Annotated in this window: 12 protein-coding genes; all 12 read right to left on the reverse strand. The window is 65.1% G+C overall.

Going from position 1 to position 21,074, the window contains the following annotated elements:
- Positions 1-141: 141 nt before the first annotated feature.
- The 12 genes from rpoC to ABF821_RS04485 all read right to left on the reverse strand — a co-directional run bounded on the left by rpoC (position 142) and on the right by ABF821_RS04485 (position 21,073).
- Positions 142-4,329 carry a DNA-directed RNA polymerase subunit beta' gene (gene rpoC, locus ABF821_RS04430; RefSeq protein ID WP_182973376.1) on the reverse strand — a complete coding sequence of 1,396 codons (4,188 nt, stop codon included), beginning with the start codon at positions 4,327-4,329 and terminating at the stop codon, positions 142-144.
- A gap of 105 nt (positions 4,330-4,434) precedes the next feature.
- Entirely contained in the window at positions 4,435-8,607 is a 4,173-nt protein-coding gene (rpoB, locus tag ABF821_RS04435; protein WP_415529173.1) for a DNA-directed RNA polymerase subunit beta, read from the reverse strand.
- Between the two features lie 277 nt (positions 8,608-8,884).
- Entirely contained in the window at positions 8,885-9,259 is a 375-nt protein-coding gene (rplL, locus tag ABF821_RS04440; RefSeq protein ID WP_182973378.1) for a 50S ribosomal protein L7/L12, read from the reverse strand.
- 101 nt (positions 9,260-9,360) lie between these two features.
- Positions 9,361-9,879: a 50S ribosomal protein L10 gene (gene rplJ, locus ABF821_RS04445; RefSeq protein ID WP_182949581.1), complete on the reverse strand. Its 519-nt coding sequence runs from the start codon at positions 9,877-9,879 to the stop codon at positions 9,361-9,363.
- A 291-nt stretch (positions 9,880-10,170) separates the two neighbouring features.
- Positions 10,171-10,866, reverse strand: a complete 696-nt coding sequence (gene rplA / locus ABF821_RS04450) for a 50S ribosomal protein L1 (protein WP_182973379.1) — start codon at positions 10,864-10,866, stop codon at positions 10,171-10,173.
- A gap of 4 nt (positions 10,867-10,870) precedes the next feature.
- Entirely contained in the window at positions 10,871-11,305 is a 435-nt protein-coding gene (gene rplK, locus ABF821_RS04455; protein ID WP_182949585.1) for a 50S ribosomal protein L11, read from the reverse strand.
- 108 nt (positions 11,306-11,413) lie between these two features.
- On the reverse strand, positions 11,414-13,045 hold the full coding sequence (locus tag ABF821_RS04460) for an efflux transporter outer membrane subunit (protein ID WP_415529174.1): 1,632 nt from the start codon (positions 13,043-13,045) through the stop codon (positions 11,414-11,416).
- Complete coding sequence (locus ABF821_RS04465; protein WP_415529175.1) at positions 13,042-14,325, reverse strand: efflux RND transporter periplasmic adaptor subunit; 1,284 nt, start codon at positions 14,323-14,325, stop codon at positions 13,042-13,044. Before ABF821_RS04465 ends, ABF821_RS04460 begins: the two co-directional genes overlap by 4 nt.
- Complete coding sequence (locus ABF821_RS04470) at positions 14,322-17,504, reverse strand: efflux RND transporter permease subunit (protein WP_182973382.1); 3,183 nt, start codon at positions 17,502-17,504, stop codon at positions 14,322-14,324. The genes ABF821_RS04465 and ABF821_RS04470 overlap by 4 nt, the downstream gene beginning before the upstream one ends.
- A 153-nt stretch (positions 17,505-17,657) precedes the next feature.
- Complete coding sequence (locus tag ABF821_RS04475; protein WP_415529176.1) at positions 17,658-19,049, reverse strand: sensor histidine kinase; 1,392 nt, start codon at positions 19,047-19,049, stop codon at positions 17,658-17,660.
- A gap of 3 nt (positions 19,050-19,052) precedes the next feature.
- Positions 19,053-19,811 carry a response regulator transcription factor gene (locus ABF821_RS04480; protein ID WP_375288959.1) on the reverse strand — a complete coding sequence of 253 codons (759 nt, stop codon included), beginning with the start codon at positions 19,809-19,811 and terminating at the stop codon, positions 19,053-19,055.
- 14 nt (positions 19,812-19,825) lie between these two features.
- Positions 19,826-21,073 (reverse strand): DNA recombination protein RmuC, encoded by a 1,248-nt coding sequence (locus ABF821_RS04485; RefSeq protein ID WP_415529177.1) that lies wholly within the window; start codon positions 21,071-21,073, stop codon positions 19,826-19,828.
- Between the last annotated feature and the right edge of the window lies 1 nt (position 21,074).

The following is a 21,074-nucleotide window of genomic DNA, read 5'->3' on the forward strand; positions in this document are numbered from 1 at the left end:
CACATCTAGGCTCGGGGCGGGTCGGGGGTCGCCATACATACCCGGGACCTGCCCCCATTAGTAAGGGGGGGGGGTGTGGCCACCCGGCCCCTTCCACAACCCGCCCCTTCACAAGGGGCGGCAAACACCGCCGAGACGCGCTCAGCCGGCCTTGGTGACCACCGGACGGCCCTGCGCGAGGCGCTGGCGGTCCTGCCCTGCCGCGATCGCCCGCAGCTTGTTCATCACGCTGCCCGTGCCCGCCGGGATCAGACGCCCGACGATCACGTTTTCCTTCAGGCCGTTCAGCGTGTCGCGCTTGCCGGCCGTAGCGGCCTCGGTCAGGACACGAGTCGTCTCCTGGAACGATGCCGCCGAGATGAAGGACTGGGTCTGCAGCGAGGCCTTGGTGATGCCCTGGAGCACAGGCATGGCCGCGGCCGGGCGCTCGCCCATGTTCAGGCGCTTCGTGTTCTCGGTCTCGTACTCGATCCGGTCCACCGTCTCGCCGACCAGATAGGTCGTGTCGCCGGGTTCGAGGATCTCGACCTTCTGCAGCATCTGGCGAACGATCACCTCGATGTGCTTGTCGTTGATCTTCACGCCCTGGAGTCGATAGACGTCCTGGATCTCGTTCACCAGATAATCCGACAGCGCCTCGACACCCAGAACCTTCAGGATGTCGTGCGGCACGCGCGGACCGTCGACCAGCGGATCGCCCACGCGGACGAAATCGCCTTCCTGGACCGAGACGTGCTTGCCCTTCGGGATCAGGTAGTCGGTCTCCTCGCCCGTCTCGTCGTTCTTCACGATGACCCGGCGCTTGGCCTTGTAATCCTTGCCGAACTCGACGCGACCGTCGGTCTCGGAAATGATCGCATGGTCCTTCGGGCGCCGTGCCTCGAACAGTTCGGCGACGCGGGGCAGACCGCCCGTGATGTCACGGGTCTTCGACCCTTCACGCGGGATACGGGCCAGCACGTCACCGGCACTGACCTGCGCCCCGTTCTCGACCGACAGCAGCGAATCGGGCGAGAGGAAGTAGCGGGCGTCGTTGCCGTTGGACAGCTTGATGACGTTGCCGTTCGCGTCCTTGAGCTGCAGGCGCGGACGCAGGTCCACACCCTTGGCCGCCTGCTTGTAGTCGACGACCACCTTCGAGGTCAGGCCCGTCACCTCGTCCATCCGCTCGACGAGCGTGATGGAGTCGATCAGGTCCAGATACTCGACCGTTCCCGACTGCTCGGTGATGATCGGCAGGGTGTACGGATCCCACTCGGCCAGCTTCTGGGCGCGTGTGACCGTGGCCCCTTCTTCCACCAGCAGGCGCGCGCCGTAAGGCACGCGGAAGCGGGCACGCTCGACCCCCTTCTCGTCCGTCAGCACGATCTCGCAGTTACGCGACATCACGATCGGCACGTTCTGGCTGTTATGAACGACGTTGCGGTTGTTGATCGTCACCTGTCCGTCACGCGACGCCTCGACCATCGACTGCTCGGCGCCACGCTGCGCCGCACCGCCGATATGGAAGGTACGCATGGTGAGCTGGGTGCCCGGCTCGCCGATCGACTGGGCCGCAATCACGCCGACAGCCTCGCCGATATTGACCGGCGTGCCGCGCGCCAGATCGCGCCCGTAGCACAGGCCGCAGACGCCGACCCGGCTCTCGCAGGTCAGGACCGAACGGATCAGCATGCTTTCCACGCCGGCCTTCTCGATCTTCTCGGCCAGGGCCTCGTCGATCAGCAGGTCGCGCTTCACCAGCACGTCGCCCGTCGCCGGGTCCAGCACATCGGCCGCGACCGTGCGGCCCAGAATCCGCTCGGACAGCGAGGAGACGACTTCGCCGCCATCCATCACGGCACGAACCGTCAAGCCGCGCTCGGAACCGCAATCTTCCTCGACGATGATGCAGTCCTGCGCCACGTCGACCAGACGGCGGGTCAGGTAACCCGAGTTCGCGGTCTTCAGCGCGGTGTCGGCCAGCCCCTTGCGGGCGCCGTGGGTCGAGGTGAAGTAATCGAGAACCGACAGGCCTTCCTTGAAGTTGGCGATGATCGGCTGCTCGATGATCTCGCCCGACGGCTTGGCCATCAGGCCGCGCATGCCAGCCAGCTGCTTCATCTGCGCCGGCGACCCACGGGCACCGGAGTGGCTCATCATCCACACCGAGTTCGTGACCTTGCCGACCTCCTGGCGCGAGATCTCCTTCATCATCGCGGCCTGCACCTCGTCGGTGCAGCGCGACCAGGCATCGACCACCTTGTTGTAGCGCTCGCCAGCGGTGATCAGACCGTCCTGATACTGCTGTTCGAACTCCTTCACCTCGGTGGCGGTGCGATCGACCAGGCCCTTCTTCTCGGTCGGGATGATCATGTCATCCTTGCCGAACGAAATGCCGGCCTTGGCCGCGTGACGGAAGCCCAGCCCCATCATGCGGTCGCAGAAGATCACCGCTTCCTTCTGACCGCAGTGACGATAGACCGCGTCGATCACGTCCGACACGTTCTTCTTCGTCAGCTGCTTGTTGATCAGCGCGAAGGGAATCGCCGCATGACGCGGCAGGATCTGCGCGATCAGCATACGGCCCGGCGTGGTGATGACGGTCTGGCGCACGGGCTTGCCGTCGGCATCCACCGTCTCGTACCGCGCGACGATCTTGTCATGCAGCTTGATGGCGCCGGCCGACAGGGCGTACTCGACCTCGCCGACCGTGGCGAAGGACGACGCGCCCTGCACCGTGATCCGGCCCTCGGCGTCGTACTCGTTACGGTCGGGCGTAACGCGGAACTCGGGGGTCTCGAGGCTGAGATAATACAGTCCCAGCACGATGTCCTGCGACGGCACGATGATCGGCTTGCCGTTGGCGGGGCTGAGGATGTTGTTGGTCGACATCATCAGCACGCGCGCTTCCAACTGGGCCTCGAGGCTCAGCGGGACGTGCACGGCCATCTGGTCGCCGTCGAAATCCGCGTTAAAGGCGGTGCAGACCAGCGGGTGAAGCTGGATCGCCTTGCCTTCGATCAGCACCGGCTCGAACGCCTGGATGCCCAGGCGATGCAGCGTCGGCGCGCGGTTCAGCATCACCGGATGCTCGCGGATCACCTCTTCGAGGATGTCCCACACCTCGGGACGCTCCTTCTCCACCATCCGCTTCGCGGCCTTGATGGTGGTGGCGTGACCGTATTTCTCGAGCTTCGAGTAGATGAACGGCTTGAACAGCTCCAGCGCCATCTTCTTGGGCAGGCCGCACTGGTGCAGCTTCAGCTCCGGCCCGACCACGATCACCGAACGGCCCGAATAATCGACGCGCTTGCCCAGCAGGTTCTGACGGAAGCGACCCTGCTTGCCCTTCAACATATCGGACAGCGACTTCAGCGGCCGCTTGTTGGCGCCCGTGATCGCCCGGCCGCGACGGCCGTTATCGAACAGCGCATCGACCGATTCCTGCAACATGCGCTTTTCGTTGCGGACGATGATGTCCGGCGCGCGCAGCTCGATCAGCCGCTTCAGGCGGTTGTTACGGTTGATGACGCGGCGATACAGGTCGTTCAGGTCGGAGGTCGCGAAACGGCCGCCATCGAGCGGGACCAGCGGACGCAGCTCCGGCGGAATCACCGGGATGAGGTCCATGATCATCCACTCGGGGCGCGATTCGCTCTCGGCGAACGCCTCGATCAGCTTCAGGCGCTTGACCAGCTTCTTGCGCTTGGCCTCGGACGTCGTGTCCTTCAACTCCTGGCGCAGACGCTCCTTGTCGGCCTTGCAGTCGATCCGCTCCAGGACCTTCTTGATGGCCTCGGCGCCGATTCCGACCTCGATCCCTTCTTCGCCATGCTCGTCCATGACGTCGAGATACTGGTCTTCGTTCAGCAGGCTGTACTGCTTGAGCGGCGAGGTGCCGGGCTCCAGCACCACGTAGCTTTCGAAATACAGGATCTTTTCCAGATCCTTCAGCGTCATGTCGACCATCAGGCCGATGCGGCTGGGCAGCGACTTCAGGAACCAGATATGCGCGACCGGGCTGGCCAGTTCGATATGGCCCATCCGCTCGCGGCGGACCTTGGCCAGCGTGACCTCAACGCCGCACTTTTCGCAGATGATGCCGCGGAACTTCATGCGCTTGTACTTGCCGCACAGGCACTCGTAGTCCTTGATCGGCCCGAAGATCCGCGCGCAGAACAGGCCGTCGCGCTCGGGCTTGAAGGTCCGGTAGTTGATGGTCTCGGGCTTCTTGATCTCGCCGTACGACCAGGACCGGATCTGCTCGGACGAAGCGAGCTGGATCTTGATCTGATCGAAGACCGTGGTCTGGCCAGTCTGGCCCAGGATCTTCATGAGTTCGTTCATGCGCCGCAAACCCCCTGGGGGAAATGAATGGCTGCGACCCGCCGGGTCGCAACCATCCATGAAAAAAGAACAGATAGAGACGAAGTGGTGTGACTGACGGCGGCGTCAGTCGCCACTCTGCTCCAGATCCACGTTCAGGCCGAGCGACTTCAGTTCCTTGATCAGAACGTTGAAGCTCTCGGGGATACCGGCCTCGAAATCGTCCTGCTCGCGCACGATCGCTTCGTAGACCTTGGTGCGGCCGGACACGTCGTCCGACTTCACCGTGAGCATTTCCTGCAGCGTGTAGGCCGCGCCGTAGGCTTCCAGCGCCCAGACCTCCATTTCGCCGAAACGCTGGCCGCCGAACTGGGCCTTGCCGCCCAGAGGCTGCTGCGTGACCAGCGAATACGGACCGATCGACCGAGCATGGATCTTGTCGTCGACCAGGTGATGCAGCTTGAGCATGTAGATGTAGCCCACCGTGGTCACACGCTCGAACTTCTCGCCCGTGCGCCCGTCGATCAGTTGCGACTGGCCCGACTTGTTGACGCCGGCATCCGCCAGCATCGCCTCGATATCGGGGATCGACGCGCCGTCGAACACCGGGGTCGCGATCGGCACGCCCTTGCGCAGGTTGTTGGCCAGTTCGACCAGTTGCTCGTTGGGCAGAGTGACGATGGAATCGTCATACACCTTGTCGCCATAGACGGCCTTCAGTCGGTCCAGCAACTCCTGCTTCTTCTCGCCGGTGCGCTGGTATTCATCCACCAGTCCGCCGATCCCTTTGCCGATATTGGCGCAGGCCCAGCCCAGATGGGTCTCCAGGATCTGCCCGACATTCATGCGCGAGGGCACGCCCAGCGGGTTCAGCACCAGATCGACCGGCGTGCCGTCCTCGAGGAACGGCATGTCTTCCACCGGTACGACGCGCGACACCACACCCTTGTTGCCGTGGCGGCCGGCCATCTTGTCGCCGGGCTGCAGCTTGCGCTTCACCGCGACGAACACCTTGACCATCTTCATCACGCCGGGCGGCAGCTCGTCGCCGCGCTGCAGCTTCTCGACCTTGCTTTCGAAGCGCGCCTGGATACGGGCCACGGCGACATCGAACTCGCGCCGCAGCACTTCCAGCTCGACCATCACCGGATCGGCGGCGACGGTGATGTTGCGCCATGCACCGCGCGGATGCTCGGCCAGCACTTCCTCGGTGATCTCGGTGCCCGAACGGATGCCCTTGAAGCCCGTGCCGGATACCTGGCCCACCAGACGCTCGCGCAGCCGGTTGTAGAACGACCGCTCCTGGATCGCGCGCTCGTCGTCGCGGTCCTTGGCCAGACGCTCGATCTCGGCGCGCTCGATCGCCATCGCGCGCTCGTCCTTGTCGACGCCGCGACGCGAGAAGACGCGCACATCGACGATCGTGCCGGTGGTGCCGGGCGGCAGCTTCAGCGACGTATCGCGGACATCCGATGCCTTTTCGCCGAAGATGGCGCGCAGCAGCTTCTCTTCCGGCGTCATCGGGCTTTCGCCCTTCGGCGTCACCTTGCCGACCAGGATATCGCCCGGATTCACCTCGGCGCCGACATAGACGATGCCCGCCTCGTCAAGGTTGCGCAGGGCTTCCTCGCCGACATTGGGAATGTCGCGGGTGATTTCCTCCTGACCCAGCTTGGTATCGCGGGCCATGACCTCGAATTCCTCGATATGGATCGAGGTGAAGACGTCATCGCGAGCGATCCGCTCGGAGATCAGGATCGAATCTTCGAAGTTGTACCCGTTCCACGGCATGAACGCGACCAGCACGTTCCGGCCCAGCGCCAGTTCGCCCAGTTCGGTCGAGGGGCCGTCAGCGATGATGTCGCCGGCCAGCACCTGGTCGCCCACGCGCACCAGCGGACGCTGGTTGATGCAGGTGGACTGGTTCGAGCGCATATATTTGCGCAGACGGTAGATATCGACGCCCTGGGTTGCCCCAGCCGCATCGGTGGCACGGACGACGATGCGCGCGCCGTCGATCTGGTCGATCACGCCGCTCCGTCGAGCCACGATCGTCGCACCCGAATCGTGCGCCACGGCCGCTTCCATGCCCGTGCCGACCAGCGGCGCATCGGAGCGGACCAGCGGTACCGCCTGACGCTGCATGTTCGAGCCCATCAGCGCGCGGTTCGCGTCATCGTTCTCCAGGAACGGGATCAGCGCGGCCGCGACCGAGACAAGCTGCTTGGGCGACACGTCGCAGGCGGTCACCTCTTCCGGCTTCACCAGACGGAAATCCCCGCCACGACGCACCGAAACCAGTTCGTCGGTCAGACGGCCATCCTGATCCTGCTTCGCATCGGCCTGGGCGACGATCAGCTTTTCCTCTTCCATGGCGGAGAGGTATTTCCAGCCGTCCTGCAGCACGCCGTCACGCACCAGGCGATACGGAGTTTCGATGAAGCCGTACTTGTTCACCTTGGCGTAGGTCGCCAGCGAGTTGATCAGACCGATGTTCGGCCCTTCCGGCGTCTCGATCGGGCAGATGCGGCCATAATGGGTCGGATGGACGTCGCGCACCTCGAAGCCGGCACGCTCACGGGTCAGACCGCCCGGGCCAAGCGCCGAGAGACGGCGCTTATGCGTCACTTCCGACAGCGGGTTGGTCTGGTCCATGAACTGGCTGAGCTGCGACGAGCCGAAGAACTCGCGCACCGCCGCCGCCGCCGGCTTGGCGTTGATCAGGTCATGCGGCATCACGGTGTCGATATCGACCGAGCCCATGCGCTCGCGGATCGCACGCTCCATGCGCAGCAGGCCGACGCGATACTGGTTTTCCATCAGCTCGCCGACCGAGCGGACGCGACGGTTGCCCAGATTGTCGATGTCGTCGATCGCGCCGCGGCCGTCCTTCAGCTCGCACATGATCTTGACGGTGCGCAGGATGTCTTCCTTGCGCAGCACGCGCATGGTGTCCGGTGCGTCCAGGCCCAGGCGCATGTTCATCTTCACGCGGCCGACGGCCGAGAGGTCGTAGCGGTCCGCGTCGAAGAACAGACCCGAGAACATCGCTTCGGCGGTTTCCGGGGTCGGCGGCTCACCGGGGCGCATCACGCGATAGATGTCGGTCAGCGCGTCGTCGCGCGAGCCGTTCTTGTCCACCGCCAGCGTGTTGCGGATCCACGGGCCGTTCGCGGCATCGACCGCCAGCGTCGGCAGGCAGTCGACGCCCGCCTCTTCCAGGGCCTCGAGGCGCGCCTCGGTCAGTTCCTCGCCAGCCTCGGCATAGATCTCGCCGGTCTCGGGGTTGACCAGATCATGCGCCACGTAACGACCGACCAGACCGGCGGCGCCGACCAGCACTTCCTTGGTCGTCTCGGCGATCTTGCGCACCATGCGGGCGGTCAGCTTGGCGTCGGCCTCGGCCACCACTTCGCCGCTCTGCGCGTCCACCAGCGGCTCCAGCAGCTTCATGCCACGGAACGACTCGGCGTCGAACGGACGGGCCCAACCCTTGGGGCCCTTGGTGAAGACGACCTTGTTGTAGAAATAGCCCAGGATCTCGTCGGCATCCATGCCGCGGATCTCCAACGCGTCCACGTCGCCGCCCTCGGCGGTCTTCGCGGCACGGGCGGCGGCCGAGGCCTCGCCTTCCAGGGCGTACAGCAGCGTCGTGACCGGCAGCTTCCGCTTGCGGTCGATGCGGACGTAGATCAGGTCCTTGCTGTCGAATTCAAAATCGAGCCACGAGCCGCGATAGGGGATGACGCGGGCGGCGAACAGGAACTTGCCCGAGGAATGGGTCTTGCCCTTGTCGTGATCGAAGAACACGCCGGGGCTGCGGTGCATCTGGCTGACGATGACGCGCTCGGTGCCGTTGATGATGAAGGTGCCGTTATCCGTCATCAGCGGCATGTCGCCCATATAGACGGGCTGTTCCTTGATGTCGCGGATCGAGCGCGAGCCGGTGTCCTCGTCGACATCCCACACGATCAGGCGCAGGACCACCTTCAGCGGCGCCGCGAAGGTCAGGCCGCGCTGGATGCATTCCTCGACATCGTATTTCGGCTCTTCGAGTTCGTAATGCACGAACTCCAGGCGGCCGCGCCCGGCGAAATCATTGATCGGAAAAACCGAACGGAACACTTCCTGCAGGCCGGTCTGCGTCCGGCTGTCGGGCGACACGTTCATCTGCAGGAACGCCTCGTAACTGGCGCGCTGCACGTCGATCAGATTGGGCATCGGAGCGATTTCGGGTATCCGCCCGAAGCTCTTGCGGATGCGCTTGCGTCCCGTGAACGATTTCGTAATGGCGTTCATCGTCTATCCTGCCCCCATCCCCGACGACCCGGACCTTTCCGCGCCCGGAACCCGGAGCCACGGCGACCGAAAGCGGATCATCACAAACCATCCATGCCTGGGCGCCGAAACCGGCGCCCCCGCCCACCCCGAAAGATGGGCCTTCTACCGCCGAAGGCGCCCGAGACCTTGCGGTCAGGGCGCCAGAACGGCCAAGGGGGCGGGCACCTTTCGGTTTCCCGCCCTCACCTGACATCAAGCAGGAGAAGCAGCCCGGAGGCCGCCTGCATCCGGCAGATTACTTCACTTCGACGGTCGCGCCGTTCTCTTCAAGAACCTTCTTGATCTTCTCGGCTTCGTCCTTGTTTACGCCTTCCTTCACGGTCTTCGGCGCACCCTCGACCAGGTCCTTGGCTTCCTTCAGGCCCAGGCCGGTGATGCCACGGATTTCCTTGATGACGTTGATCTTCTTGTCGCCGGCCTTGGCCAGGATAACAGTGAACTCGGTCTGCTCTTCAACCGGAGCGGCAGCGGCGGCGGCCGGCGCAGCGGCAACGGCAACCGGAGCAGCGGCGGAAACGCCCCACTTCTCTTCCAGCAGCTTCGAGAGCTCGGCGGCCTCGAGAACCGTGAGGGCGGACAGCTCGTCAACGAGTTTGGTCAGATCGGCCATGATTTGGTCTTCCTAATTTATACACTGATTGGCGCAACACAATCCCGATTTCACGAGAGTGTGTAAATTTCATCACCCCGCGCACGCGGGGCGCAGATGGCTCAGGCAGCCTCGTCCTTCTTGGCGTAGGCGCCGAAAACCCGCGCAAGCTGTCCAGCCGGCGCCTGGAGAACACCCGCGATGCGCGTGGCCGGCGTGGAGATCATCCCCACCAGCTGCGCCCGGAGCGTATCCAGGGACGGCAGTTCGGCCAGCGCCTTAACACCATCGACATTCAATGTCTGGGTGCCGAGCGCTCCACCGAGCAGAACGAGCTTTTCGTTGGTCTTGGCGAACTCGACAAGCACCTTCGCCACGGCCACCGGATCGGCCGACCACGAAATCGCGGTCGGCCCCTTCAGCAGCGGCGAAATGCCTTCGAATCGGGTCCCTGCCAGGGCGAGGTTGGCCAGCCGGTTCTTCGCGACCTTGTAAGTCGCTCCAGCCGCACGCACGCGCTGCCGAAGGATCGTCGCATCAGCCACCGTCAGCCCGTCATTGCGGGTTACGACAACCATGGACGTCTCGGCGAACACGGCCGCGAGGGAGGCAACAAACTCCCGCTTCTCCGTACGGTCCAATTCCCGTCTCCGTCGTGACCTGCCGGGGATGCCCCAACAGGCCGGGTTTACCCTAGGAGGACAGAGCCTTGCGGCCCATCCTCCGGTTCGCCTGTCCTGTGAACAACGGAACAACCAGTGCGGGCGGCGAAACCACCCCTATCCGGCAATCCCCGTCTTCCGGTTGCGGACCCGAAGGCCCATCAAGGCATAAGCCACATCCGGTCATGGACAGGTTCGGAAGAACGGGACCCGAAGCGCCCCGTCTCCTGTCCGCGATGCCCTTGCGGGCATCACGTCATCTCCTGATGCTCAGGCCGCCGAGAACGAGGACACGTCGACGCGCACGCCGGGGCCCATCGTGGACGACAGAGCAGCCTTGCGCAGATAGGTGCCCTTGGCGCCCGTCGGCTTGGCCTTCTGCACCGCATCGACGAAGGCGCGGATGTTTTCGGCCAGCTTGTCGCTGCCGAAAGACGCCTTGCCGATGCCGGCATGAATGATACCGGCCTTTTCGGCGCGATATTCGACCTGACCGGACTTGGCCGCCGTAACGGCGCCCTTCACGTCCATGGTCACCGTACCCAGCTTCGGGTTCGGCATCAGGCCGCGCGGACCCAGGATCTTACCCAGGCGGCCGACGAGGGCCATCATGTCCGGCGTCGCAATGCAGCGATCGAACGCGATTTCGCCAGCCTGCACCTTCTCGGCCAGATCCTCGGCGCCGACCACGTCGGCACCGGCGGCCAGGGCCTCCTCGGCCTTCGCGCCACGGGCGAACACGCCCACGCGCAGGGTCTTGCCGGTGCCGTTCGGCAGCGACAGCAGGCCGCGGACCATCTGGTCGGCGTGACGCGGGTCGATGCCCAGGTTCAGCGAGATCTCGATCGTCTCGTCGAACTTGGCGGTCGCCGTCTGCTTCACCAGACCGATCGCCTCGTCCAGGCCATAGGCCTTGTTACGGTCAACAGAGGCCTGGCCGGCCGTCAGACGCTTGTTCTTGGCCATTGGATCAGCCCTCCACCACCGTAAGGCCCATCGAACGGGCGGAGCCGATCAGCATCCGCACAGCCCCGTCGATGTCGTTGGCATTCATGTCCTGCTTCTTCTGCTCGGCGATCTCGCGCAGTTGCGTCATCGTCACGCTGCCGACGGCCGCCGACTTACCGACCGTCGAACTGCCCTTCTTGATGTTCGCGGCCTTCATCAGGAAATAGGTATTCGGCGGCGTCTTCGTGATGAAGGTGAAGGTGCGGTCGGCGAAGGCGGTGATGACGACCGGGATCGGCATGCCGGGCTCGAGGCCCTGCGTCTTGGCGTTGAACTCCTTGCAGAACTGCATGATGTTCAGGCCGCGCTGACCCAGCGCCGGGCCGACCGGCGGGGACGGATTCGCCTTGCCGGCGGGAATTTGTAGCTTGATGTAGCCAACGATCTTTTTGGCCATATCCGGGGCTCCTGACTGTTTCACCCGGACCGCGGTTCCTGCGGTCGCCCCGCCGCGCAAGGCAGCGGACGCGACCTCCCGCGTTCCGTAAGAGGCGGGTCCCTAACCTTATTGGGCCGGGGTTGTCAACCCCACCCCCGCCAGGCCGGGACCCGTCAGGTTCAGCTTCTCCGGCCCACTGCCCGTCGCGATGCCGCCAGCCTCCTTCGGCACGCGCAGCCCGTCATATTGCAGCGGCGCGAACGGCATGATCGACTTGTCGGAGGGCAACTGCGTGCGCGTCCAGCCGCCGCCCAGCGCGCGGATCAGCGCCACCGTCGCCTGATGGCGGCGCGTCTCGACCTGCACTTCCGCGATCCGCGCCGTCAGGGCCGCGATCTGGGCCACCACCACGTCCAGGTAATTGGTCAGCCCACCCGTATAGAGCGCCATGGTCATGCCCTGGGTCCGCATCGCGGCCTGGACCGAGCGATGCTGCTGCGCCAGTTCGGCCCGCAACTGACCGGTCATGGTCAGCCCGTCCTCGACATCCTGGAACGCCTGAAGCACGGTCCCGCGATAATTGTCTTCCGCCTGGCGGTATTGCGACCAGGTGCGTTGCAGTTCGGCACGACGCAGCCCCCCCTGGAACAGCGGCATCGCGGCCTGCACGGCATAGGAATACATGCTGTTCGACAGGTCGGCGAGCGTGAAGCCGTTATCCATGAAGCCGGTCATCGCATTGACCGACACGTTCGGATAGAACGCGGCCCGCGAGACGCCGATGGCGCGGTTGGCCTGCGCCATCTCGCGCTCCGCCGCGGCCACGTCCGGCCGCCGCTCCAGCAGTGCCGAGGGCAGAAGCATCGGAACCGCGACATCGGGGAAGCGCATCTGGTTCTCAGGCTCCAGATGGAACGCCGCCGGCGCCACGCCGACAAAGGCCGCGATGGCATGCTCCAGCACCGCCCGACGCGCCAGCAGGTCCGTTTCCTGCGCCTGGGTCGCATAAAGCTGGTTTTCCGCGCGCGAGACGTCCAGCCCGGCGGCGATCGCCCCGGCCTGCCGCATTTGCGTGATCTGAACCGCCAACTTGTAGGTCCGAATCGAGTCGCGATAGACCGCATCCTGCGCGTCCAGCCCACGAATCGCGATATAGTCCGATGCCAGTTCGGCATCGGTACTCAGCCGCATCACCGCATAATCGGCCGCGCGCTCCTGCGCCTGCTGGGTGCGCATGCGCTTGCGGTTGCGGATCGCCGACCAGAAATCCGGCTCCCAGGTCGCGGTCCCGCTATATTGCTCCGACGACATGTAGGTCGGACCCGTCGCGCCATGACCGCGCCACAGGCGATGCTGGGACCCCTTGTATTTTCCCATGCCCGCGTTGGCCGAGACTTGCGGATACAGCCCCGCCTGCGCCTCGGCCGCCATGTCGCGCGCCTGGGTAAAGGTCTCCGCTGCCACTTGCAGGTCGGGATTGACCCGATTGGCCTGCTCTTCCAGCCGGTTCAGGATCGGGTCGCCCAGCAGCGTCCACCAGTCTCCCCGCAAGGCCGCTTCGTTCGGCGCGGCATACCGCACCGTCCCCTCACCCTTCCAGTTGTCCGGAAAGACGAAATGATCGGGATGATACGCCGGCGCCATGTCGCACCCGGCGACGCCGACGAGCACCCCCAGGCCGCCGGCCAGCCGGGCTGCACGCCACAATCGACGGGCGGAACGGAGCCGCGCTCGCCGCGCAGGAGAAGACAGGGTCATTGACGGGCTCCCGCCTCCTCCGTGCCCGCCCGATCGTTCGGCATGGCACGGACATCGTCGGAGCGGACAGGTTCGCTGCCCGTGGGCCGCTGCACGTTGTAACCCGGCGTCGCATCCACCACGCGGACTTCCTGCCCGTCCAGCAGGCCGGCCGAGGGGTTGTTGACCAGCCGGTCGGTCACCTTCAGTCCGCCCCGGATCTGCACTGTGGTGCCCAGGTTGGTCCCGACCGTCACATTATGCAGCCGGATGCGGTTATGCTCGTCGACCAGAGCCACCTGCATGCCTTCCGCACGGAAGATCAGCGCGCCTTCCGGAATCACCAGAATGTCCGGATCGCCCGGCGCACGGAAATGAACGGTGGCATAGGAATCCGGCCATAGGGTGCGGTCGCTGTTATCCAGCGTCAGTTCGGTGGTAACTGTGCGGGTCGTGGAATTGAACGCACCGGCGGTCGCCAGGAACGTGGCCTTGTACACCCGCCCCGGATGCTGCGGCACGGTCACCTCGGCCGTCAGCTTGGGGCTGATGATGTCGGCGTAATCCTGCGGCACCGACACGAACACGCGCATGCGGTGCACATCGGCCACGCTGAACAGTTCGGTCGCCGTTCCACGAGAACTGACGTCACCCCCACCCGCATTCACATAATCGCCGACATCGGCCAGACGCGAGGTCACGACGCCATCGAACGGCGCGACGATCTGCTTGAAGCCGATCAGCGCGGCGTACCGCGACACCTCGTGCCGCGCCGCCTCGACCTGCGCCTGCTCGGCCTCGGCGTTCGCGACCTGCACGTCGACTTCCTGCTGCGACACGGCCTGCGTGCCCTGCAATGCCTTCCAGCGCTTCGCCGTGATCTGCGCCAGTTTGTAGCGCGCCATCGCCACGTCGAAATTCGCCTTCGAGGCCGCGTACTGCGCGTCCAGACCCGGCGTGTCGATGGTGGCCAGCACGTCGCCCGCCTTCACCTCGGCACCGAAATCCTTGTACCACATGCGCACATAGCCCGAGACCTGGGCATAGATCGGCGCCAGGTACCACGCCGAGATATTGCCCGGCAGATCCAGCGTGCGGATGCTCGGCCCCCTGGCGGGCGAAATCAGTTGCACCCTCGGGATCGCGGCATCTTCCGTCTGCTGGTGCAGCGCGCTGACATGCATCTGCCGCTGTATGATTCCGCCGCCGACCACCACCACCGCAAGGATGACGCCAACGCTGGCAAGAAGCCGCCCGCGCCCCGACGGTTTTGGTCCGCGGGTCTGTTCCACGGCGCTCATGCGCGCTCTCCTTCGGTGCTACGGTGTCTCTCGGCCCGGCGGCCATGCAGCAGGGCGAAGACGGAGGGCACGAACAGCAGCGTCGCTACCGTCGCAACCATCAGCCCACCCATCACCGCCCGGCCCAGCGGCGCGTTCTGCGAATTGCTCAGGGACATCGGCAACATGCCGATGATCATGGCCGATGCTGTCATCAGCACCGGCCGGATACGTTCGAACCCGGCCTCGATCGCCGCCTTGATCGCATCGCCATGCACCTCCAGCCGTTCGCGGGCGAAGGACACGACCAGGATCGAGTTGGCGGTGGCGGTGCCCATACACATGATGGCACCCGTCAGCGCCGGCACCGACAGGGTGGTATGCGTCAGGAACAGGCTCCACGCGATACCCGCCAGCGCGCCGGGCAGCGCCGTGATGATGATGAACGGGTCCAGCCACGACTGGAAGTTGACGACGATGATCAGGTACACCAGCAGGATCGACATCGCCAATCCGATGCCAAGCTGGCGGTAGGCACTGTTCATCGTCACCGCCTGGCCACGCACCGTCAGGCTGGAGCCGCGCGGCAGGTCGTGGCGCGATGCCTCCACCACCCGGTTGACCTCGCGCGAGACCGCGCCCAGATCGAGCCCGTTATTCGTGGCGTAAATGTTGAACACCGGCATGATATTATAGTGCGAGACCTCGCCGGGCGTGCCGGTCTGGACGATCTGGCTCAGGCCGCCCAGGATCTGCGGCGCCTTGCTCAGCGGATTGCCATCGCCCCGGTCGATCGGGATCGTCTCCAGGTCGTTCAGCTTCTGCAGGAATTGCAGCGGCGTCTGGATATCGACCAGATGCGACACCCCGGTCTTCGGGTCCAGCCAGTAGGTCGGCGAGACCTGACCGCTGCCCGAAAGGGTCGCCAGCGCGTTGTTGGCGATGTCGGCTTCCGTCAGGCCGGTCCCTAACGCGTATGAGCGCCTGGCATTCACCCGCAGCGTGGGCGTCGTCATCGGTTCCTGCACCGAAACGTCGGTCACGCCCGTCACATGGCGCAGTCGTTCGGCCAGATGCTGGGCGAAGGTGAAGTTCTCGGTCAGGTTACGGCCGCTGATCTGCACATCCAGCGGTGCCGGGAGGCCGAAATTGAGGATCTTGGCCGTCAGATCGGCGGGCATGAAGGTCATTTCGGTACCGGGGAAGCGGTCGCCCAGCCCCTTGCGGAGGATATCGCGGTAGGCTGCCACCGGCGCTTCCTCGTCGCGCAGGGTGATGGTCAGGTCGCAATCCTGCGTGCCGACGGTGGGGGTCGGAATGAAGGCCTGATTCAGGCCACTGAACGGCAGGCCGCAATTGGCCACGATATCATCGACCTCGCCCGGCAGCAGGCGATGGATCTCGTTGCTGACCAGCATCGAGATCTTGCCCGCTTCGGTCAGCTTGGTGCCCAGCGGCGCGCGCATATGCATGGCCAGCGCGTTCGAGTTGATTTCGGGAAAGAAATCCTGGCCGACAAACATCAACAGCCCCACCGAGCCGACGGCCACCCCCAGGAACGTGCCGATAAAGCGCAGGCGCGCGGCCACCAGCGCCGTCAGCACGTCGCGGTAGGCATGGCGGAAGCGCGTGAATTTGGCCTCGAACCCCTGCTGGAAGCGTCCGAAGAACCCCTTCGGCGGTGCATGGCCGTGCGCAGCGGCATCATGAGCCGCGACCTGGGCCGCCAGCATGTATTTGGCCATGGTCGGGACAAGGGTTCGCGAGAGGATGAAGGAGGCGATCATCGCGAAAATGATGGCCTCGGCCATGGGCATGAACAGCCAGCCGGCAACGCCGGTCAACTGGAACAGCGGCATCCAGACGATACAGATACACAAGGTGGACACGAAGGTCGGGATCACGATCTGGTTCGCCGCGTCGATGATCGCGGTTTCCAGGTCCTTGCCCATTTCCAGGTGCGCGTCGATGTTCTCGATCATGACGGTCGCATCATCGACCAGGATGCCGACCGCCAGGGCCAGACCGCCCAATGTCATGACATTGATGGTCTGACCGGCCCAGCCCAGCCCGATGATGGCGCACAGCATGGCCAGCGGGATCGAGGTGGCGATGATGACCGTCGAACGCCACGAGCCCAGGAACAGCAGCACCACCAGGCTGGTCAGCAGCGCCGCCGTGCCCATTTCCTGCACCACGTCGCGCACCGCCTCCTTCACGAAGGTCGAGGCGTCATTCAGTACCTTGATCTGCACGCCGGGCGGCAGGGTGGCGGTGACACCGGGGAGCAGGGCCTTCACGCCGCTGACCACGTCCAGCGTCGAGGCATCGCCGCTCTTCATGATCACGATCAGGACCGCCTGATGGCCCTTGACCAGCACCATGTTGGTCTGCGGCGGCCCACCCTGATGTACCCACGCCACGTCACGCACATAGACGACCGCATTGCCGACCTGCTTGATCGGAATCGCGTTGAATTCGTCGATCGCGCGCGGTGTCGCATTGGTCTGGACCATGTAGTCCAGCGCCCCGATCCTCTGGTCGCCCGCCGGCAGCACGATATTCTGCTTACCCAGCGCGTTGCCCACGTCGGTGGCCGACAGGCCGTGCGCCAGCAGCTTCGCCTGGTCCAGATCGACCATGATATTGCCCGGCTGGCCACCATAGGGATTCGGGATCGCCGCCCCCGCCACCGCCACCAATGCGGGGCGGATCAGGTTCGACGACATGTCGTAGATCTGCGAGGCCGTCATGGAGTCCGACGACACCTGGAGCGTCAGCACCGGCACCGAGGACGCATTGTAGGTCAGCACCAGCGGCGGCGTCATGCCCGTCGGCATCTGCTTGATCACGGTTTGCGAGACGGAGGTGATCTGGGTCTGGGCGACCGCGGTATCGGTGCCCGGCTGGAAGAACACCTTGACGATGCCGCGTCCGTAATAGGACTGGCTTTCGATATGCTCGATATTATTGACGGTCGCGGTCAGCGCGCGCTCGTAATAATAGATGACGCGGCCGGACATATCCTCCGGCATCAGGCCGGTATACCCCCAGACGATCGCGACGACGGGGATCTTGATGCTGGGAAAGACATCGGTCGGGGTCTGGACCATCGACCGGACACCGAACACGACGATAAGAATCGACAGGACGACGAACGTATAAGGCCGCTTGAGCGCGGTAACGACAATCGAATTCATGCGCGGCGCGCCCCCCATGCGCGCTGGACCGCGCATCTCTCCTGCCTGTCCGCCACGCTCCTGCGATCTGGCCCGCAAGCGTGCATCGTCGTCACTCCCGATCGTTCGGCGCCTCGTTAGCACGCCATTCGATCACGCCAATGAAATTCCCATTTAAAAAACGGCCTGCGCAGGCGGGGGAAATGTGACCCCGAACAACGCACCGGGGCGCTCTTCATGCTGGCGGGCGTTGGAAATTGTCAGTTGCGCATTATGCAGGCGCAGGATGGCCGAGACCAGGCTGAGCCCCAGCCCGCTGCCTGGCACATGGCGGCTCTTGTCCGAACGGTAGAAGCGGTTCAGCACCGCCTGACGCTCCTGGGGCATGATGCCGATGCCGGTATCGGCGATTTCCAGCCGTGCCGAACCCTGGCCGTCAGCGAAGGCCGCCAGGGTGACATCGCCGCCTTCATCGGTAAATTTCAGCGCGTTATCAATCAGGTTCGCCAGCACCTCGATCAGCAGGTCGCGGTCTCCATGCACAGGCACAGGCCCCGACGCCGCGAGAAGTTCCAGCCGGATCTGCCTCGTCTCCGCGATCGGCTCGTACAGATCGACAATGTCGGCCGCGATCTCGTTCAGGTCCACCAGCGAGAATCCGACCCGCCGACGGGCGTTCTCGATCTCGCCGATCCGCAGAAGCGCGGTGATGACGGAAAAGCACTGGTCCAGATCGTCGATCGCCCGGGCGATCACGGCGCGCAGGTCGTCGGCCGACAATGTGCCGGCCTGCGCGCGGTCCAGACGGGCGCGCACGCGGGCCAGGGGTGTGCGCAGGTCATGGGCGATATCGTTCCCGACATCGCGGATCTCGCCCATCAGATGCTCCAGCCGGTCCAGCATGCGGTTCACGCTGCCGGCCAGGCGCTGCATCTCGTCGCGCTGACGCCCGGCGGGCAGGCGCTCGTGCAGGTCGCCATCCATGATCCGGTCGATCGCCTCGTGCATCCTGCCCACGCGCCCCAGCGCACGATGGCTCAATATGATGCCGCACAGCAGCGCGAACAGCACCGTGGGCACAATCGAGACCAGCAGCGAATGGCGCATCATCAGCCGCCATTCCGCCAGCATGTGCAGCCCGCGCCCCAGCACCAGCACCCGGCCGCCCGCGACCGGCACGGCCAGGACACGCAGCACATAGGGCTCGTCCTCGTTCGGTCGCACCGTCAGTTCGTGGACTCGGCCGTCGACCGCGAGCCCCTCGGGCCATGCGCGCAGATCGCCCGCGACATAATGATGGGCGGAGTCGAACAGGGCGGCCTGGTTAATCACGACGCGCAGATCGTCGGTCGCGCGCTCGCTGACCTTGTGCGCCAGATCCTGCGGTGTTTCCTGCGCCAGCAGGGCGGCCTCACGATGCAGCAGGGCATCCGTGCGACGGAACTCGAACGCCTTGGTCTGGCTATATCCCACCGAAAATTGCAGCGCCGCCGTGCCGATCATCGCCACCACCACCGCGAGCGTCAGCCGGAACGTCGCGGTGCGCAGCACCTCGCCCAGTTGCATCGCCTATTCAGGCACGCGCAGCATGAAGCCGGTACCCCGGATGCTGTGGATCAACGGCACGCCGGCGGGATCGTCGATCTTGCGCCGAAGCTTGCCGATATGGACATCCACCAGGTTGGTCTGCGGAATGAAACGGTAGTTCCACACATCTTCCAGCAGCATCGTGCGGGTGAGTACCTGATTGGGCCGGCGCATCAGATATTCCAGCAGCCGGAATTCGCGCGGCAGCAACTCGATCGGCTGGCCGTCGCGCGTGACCGTACGCTCGATCAGGTCCATGCTCAACGGGCCGACATGCAGCATGGTCTCGCGCGTGTTGTTGGGGCGGCGCATCAGCGCCTCCAACCGGGCGGCCAGTTCCTCCATCGCGAAGGGTTTGGTCAGGTAGTCGTCGCCGCCGGCCTTCAGGCCGCTGACACGGTCATCGACCGCCGACAGCGCGGAGAGCACCAGCACCGGGCTGGAGACCTGACGGCCGCGCAGGGTCTCGATCAGTGTCAGCCCGTCCATCTCGGGCAGCATCCGGTCCACGACCATGACGTCGAACGTCTCGGCCAGCGCCGCAGCAAGTCCGGCCGGCCCGGTTTCCGCATGGCGGACGGCGAAGCCCCGGCTTTCCAGCTCCTCGGCGACTTCCTGGGCGATCTTGCCGTCATCTTCCACCAGCAGCACCCGTGGCCTGGCTTCGCGGCCAGGCCCGGCCTCCCCTGGCGAGGGAAACGGTTCTGTGGTCGATGTCGCATTCATGGTCCGGTCAGGCATGATCGCACCCCGCCTCAAGCACCATTAAATTCGGTTTCACCACGCTCTGTCGCACCCTCGTCCACCGCCGGCGCGGCCGCCGCGTCGATCCCGTCCAGCCCGCGCAACTGCTTCGCCACCACCCGCGTCCGCCGCCGTGCCTCGTCGATCGACGACGACATGGCCGAGGCATTGCGGGCCAGCCGTTCCAGCACCCCGTCCATCCGCAGCATCTCCTGCCGGGTGGCCCCCAGCAGGCGGGCGATGCCGTCGGTCCGTTCCTCCAGCGCCATGGTGACGTATCCCAGATGGATCGTCCGCAGCATGGCCGGCAGCAGGCCCGGCCCCATGATCATCACCCGGCAGGTACGCCCGATCTCGTCCACCAGCCCCGGAATCCGCGCGATTTCGGCATAGAGCCCGTCGGTGGGCAGATACAGGACCGCGAATTCCACCGTGACCGGCGGAACGATATATTTGGACGCGATCTTGCGGGCTTCAATCTTCAGCGTCGTTTCCAGCGCGCGACGGGCAGCGCGTTCGGCGTCGGCGTCCACCCGGTCCACGGCATCCAGCAGGCGCTCATAGGCTTCGGTCGGGAATTTCGAGTCGATCGCCAGCAACGGCGGGGTGGTGGCCCGTACCGGCATGCGTACGGCAAACTCCACCACCTCCGCACTGCCCTCGCGCAGGCGGCAATTGGCCTCGTAGGCGCCGGGAGGCAGCACGTCGTCCAGGATGGCGCGCAACTGCGCCTCCCCCCAGCCGCCGCGCGTCTTGACGTTGGAGAACAGGCGCTTGAGGTCCCCGATCTGCGCCGTCATCGCCGAGACTTCGCCCATCGCCTTCTGCATGGCCGTGAACTGCTCCAGCACCCGCTGGAACGAAGTCTGCATCTGACGTTCCACTGCTTCGTGCAGACGTTCGTCCACCGTGGCACGGATGGCTTCGAGCTGGCGCGCCGAACTCTCGGCCATCTCGCGCAGCGCCTCGCTCTGGCGCACGCGTGCCTCGGCCAGGTCGCGGGTCAGGGATTGCGCCATCAGCGCCAGCCGGTCGGCGGTCTCGCCACGCAACTGGTCCAGCCGGGTGCGCTGGGCCTCGGCATCGGCCTGGCGCGCCGAGGAATCCCGCTCCATCATCACATAGACACGCGCCAGCAGATCGCCGCTCTCCGTTCCGCGCCCGCCACCGCGCCGGGCCATCAGCACCAGAACGGCCACGATCGCGATCGCCGCCAGGGCCATGAGCCCCCATATGCCGGTGCCCAGACCGTCGGACATC

Origin of the sequence: Gluconacetobacter sp., from assembly GCF_047721585.1 — a bacterium.
GTDB classification, from domain to species: Bacteria; Pseudomonadota; Alphaproteobacteria; order Acetobacterales; family Acetobacteraceae; genus Gluconacetobacter; species Gluconacetobacter dulcium.